We start from the raw sequence: 263 nt of genomic DNA, 5'->3' as shown, positions 1-263 counted from the left end.
CACCGCCAGCCTTGTGGATAAAAACGGCGCACCGGTGACCAACATCACCAACCCGCTCACCGTGACATTGGATAACAGCAAAACCATCACTATCGGTGTTAACGAATCGAGCGCTAGCGTTTCGGTTCTTGCTCCGGATGATGTGTACAAGGGCGACCAAACTGTCACCACCGCTATCAAGGGTGTGACCGGCGGCGAGCACTTTGAAAATCTGGTCCCTGGCACTACCGCGGTGAACACCACCGTTACGGACACACCGGGTA

General features: G+C 55.5%; 1 protein-coding gene. It reads left to right on the top strand.

The window, feature by feature from the left end; translation table 11 throughout:
* Window positions 1-263: immunoglobulin-like domain-containing protein (locus tag QK296_RS29020; RefSeq protein WP_282392380.1), on the top strand; the 263-nt coding region annotated here is incomplete at both ends.

The sequence above is a fragment of the Pseudomonas sp. AL10 genome (assembly GCF_029960685.1).
GTDB lineage: Bacteria > Pseudomonadota > Gammaproteobacteria > Pseudomonadales > Pseudomonadaceae > Aquipseudomonas > Aquipseudomonas lactis.
The sequence above is the reverse complement of the archived record's forward strand: the minus strand, read 5'-3'. Positions and strand labels throughout refer to the sequence as shown.